At 58.9% G+C, this 5,478-nt stretch carries 5 protein-coding genes; all 5 read right to left on the bottom strand.

Annotated features, from left to right (window positions below; genetic code table 11):
* Positions 1 to 13: 13 nt before the first annotated feature.
* Positions 14 to 727: an ABC transporter ATP-binding protein gene (locus tag H8S59_RS25940; RefSeq protein WP_187523279.1), complete on the bottom strand. Its 714-nt coding sequence runs from the start codon at positions 725 to 727 to the stop codon at positions 14 to 16.
* Positions 728 to 741: 14 nt separating this feature from the next.
* Positions 742 to 1,575 (bottom strand): ABC transporter permease, encoded by an 834-nt coding sequence (locus tag H8S59_RS25935; RefSeq protein ID WP_187523278.1) that lies wholly within the window; start codon positions 1,573 to 1,575, stop codon positions 742 to 744.
* Between the two features lie 101 nt (positions 1,576 to 1,676).
* Complete coding sequence (locus H8S59_RS25930) at positions 1,677 to 2,672, bottom strand: aliphatic sulfonate ABC transporter substrate-binding protein (protein ID WP_095097287.1); 996 nt, start codon at positions 2,670 to 2,672, stop codon at positions 1,677 to 1,679.
* Between the two features lie 406 nt (positions 2,673 to 3,078).
* On the bottom strand, positions 3,079 to 4,047 hold the full coding sequence (locus H8S59_RS25925) for an aliphatic sulfonate ABC transporter substrate-binding protein (RefSeq protein ID WP_095097284.1): 969 nt from the start codon (positions 4,045 to 4,047) through the stop codon (positions 3,079 to 3,081).
* A gap of 72 nt (positions 4,048 to 4,119) precedes the next feature.
* A complete protein-coding gene (locus H8S59_RS25920; RefSeq protein ID WP_087265202.1) occupies positions 4,120 to 5,208 on the bottom strand; it encodes an LLM class flavin-dependent oxidoreductase in 1,089 nt (362 codons plus the stop codon).
* Positions 5,209 to 5,478: the final 270 nt, after the last annotated feature.

Below are 5,478 nucleotides of genomic sequence, written 5' to 3'. Positions count from 1 at the left end.
ACACCCCCATTCATCAAATCACATGCGCCTGCTGCAGCTCGGTTAACGATAGCGCTTTAAGACTCGCCAACATGGCATCCCGCCGATCCCTCGGGTGCGCCAGCTCCACGGCCAGCTCCTGACGGATATTGCTCGGCCGGTTGCCCATCACCAGCACCCGATCACTCAGGTACAGCGCTTCATCCACGTCATGGGTCACCAGCAACAAGGCGATGGCGTGTCGCTGGGCGAGCTGTAGCAGCAGGTCTTGCAGCTTCATGCGGGTGAAGGCGTCCACCGCGCTGAAGGGTTCGTCCAGCAGCAAGACCTTGGGGTGCGAGTACAGCCCGCGGGCAATGGCCACGCGTTGCGCCATGCCACCGGACAGCGATTTGGGCAGCGCGTCGGCAAATCCCGTCAAACCGACTTCTTCGATCAACTGGGTGACCCAGGCCTTGTCGTACTGCTTGTTGTCGCTGAAACCGATGTTCTGTTCCACCGTCAGCCACGGCATCAGGCGCGGCTCCTGAAACACGAACGCTATTTCATCAGCGGTACGGTGCAACTCGCCCTGATAGTCTTTTTCCAGCCCGGCGACGATCCGCAGCAACGTGCTTTTGCCGCAACCGCTCGGGCCCAGCAGGCTGATGACTTCCCGCTCGTGCAATCTCACATGTACGTTGCGCAGCACGGTGGTACTGCCGAACGACTTGCGTTCGACCTTCATATCCAGCAGAGCATCCAACAGGACTTCGCTCATCTCTACTCTCCTGTGCCCTGGCCACTGAACGTGTCGCGCCAGGCCAGAAAGCGTTTTTCCAGACCGGCCAAAACGCCGTCACTGATTTTGCCGAGCACCGCCAGGACGATGATGGCTGCCAGCACGATGTCAGGCCGCGAGGTTTCGCGTCCGTCACTGAGCAAATAGCCCAGACCTTTGGTGGCGGCGATCAATTCCGCTGCCACGAGAAACATCCACGCCAGGCTCATGCCGCTGCGCAAGCCGGTAAACAGGCCGGGCAGGGCGGCAGGCAAAAGAATGCGTCGCGTCAGCCGACCCCGGCTGAAGCCATACATCTGGCCGACTTCCACCAGTTTGCGGTCGATATTACGAATCGCCGCCACGCCGTTGAGGTACACCGGGAAGAACGCGCCGATCGCGATCAGGACAATTTTCGAGGTCTCGTCGATGCCCAGCCACAACAGTAGCAGCGGCACCCAGGCCAGGCTGGGGATTGAGCGCAGGCCCGCGAACGTCGGTTCCAGGTAGGCTTCGGCCTCACGGCTCAGGCCGACCCAGGCAGCGAAAATCAATGCGAGGCTGGTGCCGATGGCGAACCCGATCAACACCCGCAACAGGCTGGCGCTGATGTGCTTCCACAACGGCCCGTTAGCAAGATCGCCAAGGGTCAGAGCGATCTCGCTGGGCGCGGGCATCTGATACGACGGCAGCCAGCCGATGCGCACGATGATCTCCAGAAAAACGATGATCAGTAGCGGCAGCACCAGGCCCTTGCCGCGTCGCTTCCATGCAGCGCCGGGTGACGGGATGGGCAGCGCGAGCGGCGCTGGCAGGTCTTTGCTTTTGCTGTTCATGGGTTATCTCATCAGGCAGCGCATAGCTATTTGAATCATGGAGATCTTTGTGGGAGCCGGGCAAGCCCGGCTCCCACAAGGGGAATGAAGCAGCTCCGGGTTTACTTACTCGCAGTCAAGGTCTTGCTGAAGGCAGGATCGATCAGTTGATCAATAACCTGATCAACGTTCACACCACGACGAACCAGTTCTTCAGAGACCAGAATCGGCGCTGCGCCTTTGGAAGACGCGACATCCTTGCCACTCAATTGCGGGGTGCTCAGGTCGGTGCGGGTCAGTTGCAGCTTGGCAACGTCCAGCGGCAAACCGGATTCCTTGGCCAGCAGTTCAGCCAGTTCTTCCGGGTGCTTGACCGACCATTCGCGGGCTTTTTCGTAAGCGCTCAGCACGGTTTCGATGGTCTGTGGGTGTTCCTTGGCAAACTTCTCGGTAACGCTCAGCACGCCATAGCTGTTGAAGTCCTTGTTGCGGTACAGCAGGCGCGAACCGGCCTGGACTTCGCTGGCAGCCATGTGTGGATCAAGACCGGCCCACGCGTCGACATCACCTTTTTCCAGCGCGGTGCGGCCATCCGGATGCTGCAAGTGCACCAACTCCACGTCGTCCTTTTTCAGACCCGCCTGTTGCAGGGCGCGCAAGGTGAACAGGTAAGGATCAGTGCCCTTGGTGGCGGCGATTTTCTTGCCTTTAAGATCGGCGATGGTCTTGTACGGCGAATCCTTGCGCACCAGCAACGCGGTCCATTCGGCGCGGCTGTAGACATACACCGACTTGATCGGGCTACCGTTGGCGCGACTGAGCACGGCTGCCAGGCTGGCCGAGGACGCGAAGTCGACGCCGCCGCTGTTCAGGTATTCCAGCGAGCGGTTGCTGCCCTGGCTTAACACCCAGCCCACCTTGCTGTCGGGCAGGGCTTTTTCCAGCCAGCCGAAATGTTTGAGCACCAGGCTCACCGGCGAGTAATAGGCGTAATCCAGCTTCACCTCGGCCGGAGCGGTTTCTGCCGCAAAGGCCAGCGGGTTCAAGCCCAGAGCCAACACACCGGCGCCGATCAGCAGCTTTACGCGAGTAAAGGAAAACAGGGTTTTAGCGTTCATTTGGAACAGCTCCAGGCAAGGCGGTATCGGAAGTTTTTCTTATTCACAAAAATGGCAGTCGGCTAATCGTCTGCCTGCTTAAAAGGAATATTGCAGGCTCTGTGCCAGATGGCCGGGCGTGGAAATACAAGGGCTGGGAAGAGGCGGGGTAAGGGGTTGCTGTCGGTGGGTGAACAGTCTGTTGGGCGACTGTTGCTGGGGCAACAGTTCGCGGTGATGACGGACGATAGTCATTTTGGCTGCCACGCATTTTCTGTAGGATCGATGCCCCGGTGTCCATTGCACTGCGCTGTTCCGCAGTAACCACAGAATCTGTAGGAGCGCACGAGCACCGCGAGGCCGCGAAATCGTCCGTCCTGACCCACCGTTATCGCAGCCTTCGGCAGCTCCTACAGGTCTGGTGGTGTTACGGCTTCCAGATCTCCACATCCTTGGCATCCACCGCTTTGGGCAGCAAGCCTGCAGCAAAGAATGCGTCGGCGATTTTCTGTTGTTCGCCGAGCTGATCAGCTTTCACCGGGCGTACTTCATACGTACGGTGGCTGTTGGCGATTTCTACTGTGGCCGGATCAAGGTTGCCCCACAGCGGGCCGAGCAGCGCAGCGGCTTCTTTCGGGTTGCCTTTGACCCAGTGACCGGCTTTCTGCAACTGATCGAACACCAGTTTGAGCACTTCGGGGTGGGCCTTGGCGTACGGCGTGCTCGTCAGGTAATAGCGCTTGTAACTGGCCAGGCCGGTGCCGTCCGCCAGGGTGCGGGTGGGCAACTGGCGCTGCACGCTGGTCAGGAAGGGTTCCCAGGTCACCCAGGCATCAACCTTGTTGTTTTCGAACGCGGCTCGGCCATCGGCAGGCGTCAGGTAGGCAGGCTGGATGTCCGAGAACTTCAGACCTCCTTTGGCCAGAGCCGCGATCAACAAATAGTGAGTACCGGCAGCTTTGGTCACGGCGACTTTCTTGCCCTTGAGATCCGACAGCTCCTTGATGGGAGAATCCTTGGGCACCACGATGGCCTGAGCAGAGGGCGACGGGGTTTCTTCGGCGAAGTAGGTCAGTCTGGCCTGTGCAGCCTGGGCAAAGATCGGCACGGTATCGGCAACATCCGCGCTGATATCGACGTTGCCGATGTTCAGCGATTCCAGCAACGGCAGACCGCTGGGAAATTCATGCCAGCTGACGTCGATGTTCGCCTCGTTCAAGGCCTTTTCCAGGGTGCCCTGGGTTTTCAGCACGGTGATCAGGGTCGAGGACTTCTGATAGCCGATGCGTACAGTTTCTCTGGCCTGAGCTGGCAGCATCAACGTCCAGACTGCAGCAATCGCCAGGCCGGCGAGCAAGGGACGACGCAGGCGAATATTCAATGACGGTTTCGACATGGCACTCTCAAGACAGGCGTGTGCAAACGAAGAAGAGGGCGCAACGCGCCCTCGATAGATTTTGTAAGCGGATCAGGCGACTTTTTCCTGAGCTTCCCGCTCGCGCTTGGCCACCAGTTCGCGGGTCAGCGGAATGAGTTTCTTGCCATAGTCGATGGCGTCGTCCAGCGGATCGAAACCGCGAATCAGGAAGGTGGTGATGCCAAGGTCGTAGTAATCCAGCAGGGCTTCGGCGACTTGCTCAGGCGTGCCGACCAGTGACGTCGAATTGCCTTGCGCTCCCAGCAGCCCGGCGATGCCTGTCCACAGGCGTTTGTCCAGACGCGACCCCTGTGCAGCGGCAGCCAGCAAGCGACGTGAGCCTTCGTTCGGTGGTTCGCGACGTACAAAACCATTGTTTTCGGCGATGGCTTTGGCGCGTTCGAGAATGCTGTCGGCACGGGCCCAGGCTTTCTCTTCGGTTTCCGCCAGGATTGGTCGCAACGACAGACTGAAACGCACGGTCCGGCCATGCTTGGCCGCTTCAGCGCGAACTTCTTTGACGACCGCCCGGACCTGCTCGTAAGTCTCGCCCCACAACGCGTACACATCCGCGTGCTTGCCCGCTACAGCGATGGCGGCAGGCGAGGAGCCGCCGAAATACACCGGGATGTGTGGCTGTTGCGGGGACTTCACCAGCGAGTGCGCGCCTTCGAACTGGTAATACTCGCCTTTATGGTCGAACGGTTTTTCGCTGGTCCATTCCTGGCGCACGATGCCCAGGTATTCGTCGGTACGGGCATAGCGCTCGTCTTTACCGATGTGACTGCCGTCGGCGCGCAGTTCCTTGTCGTCGCCACCGGTGATGATGTGAATCGCCGTGCGCCCGCCGTTGAACACGTCGAGGGTCGCAAACTGACGCGCCGCCACCGTGGGCGAGATAAAGCCAGGGCGGTGAGCGATCAGGAATTTGAGTTTTGTCGTGACGCTCGATGCGTGAGCTGCAACGAAGGCACTGTCCGGGCTGTTGGAATGGTAAGCCACCAGCGCACGATCAAAACCAGCGTCTTCATGGGCTTTGGCGACTTTCGCCACGTACTCGGGCTGTATGGTCGGGCCGCTGCGCGGGTGGATTTCCGAGCCAGGCTGAGTGGCGATGTAGCCGATGAATTCGATGCTCATGAACAGCTCCTTCTTGTAGTCATACCGTATGAGGGGGGAGGTGTCGGGGATGGATCATTCCGAAACCTGAATCCGTGCCTGCAACATATGGCTATAGAAGCGAGCTGTGAAATTCTATTTTGGCCTAAGGTTATTATAAAAATATTGCATGTGAATAAATTTTTTAAATGAGACTTTATTATCATGGATGCAGCCACTAAGTATTGGCCCGGACGCCGTTCAGGTGGGAATGGCATCTCGCCTTAACAAATATGGACTTGTAGGAGCTCA

It is taken from the genome of Pseudomonas folii (assembly GCF_014357575.1).
In the GTDB taxonomy this organism is placed as follows: domain Bacteria; phylum Pseudomonadota; class Gammaproteobacteria; order Pseudomonadales; family Pseudomonadaceae; genus Aquipseudomonas; species Aquipseudomonas folii.
This window is presented reverse-complemented; position numbering and strand designations above follow the sequence as displayed.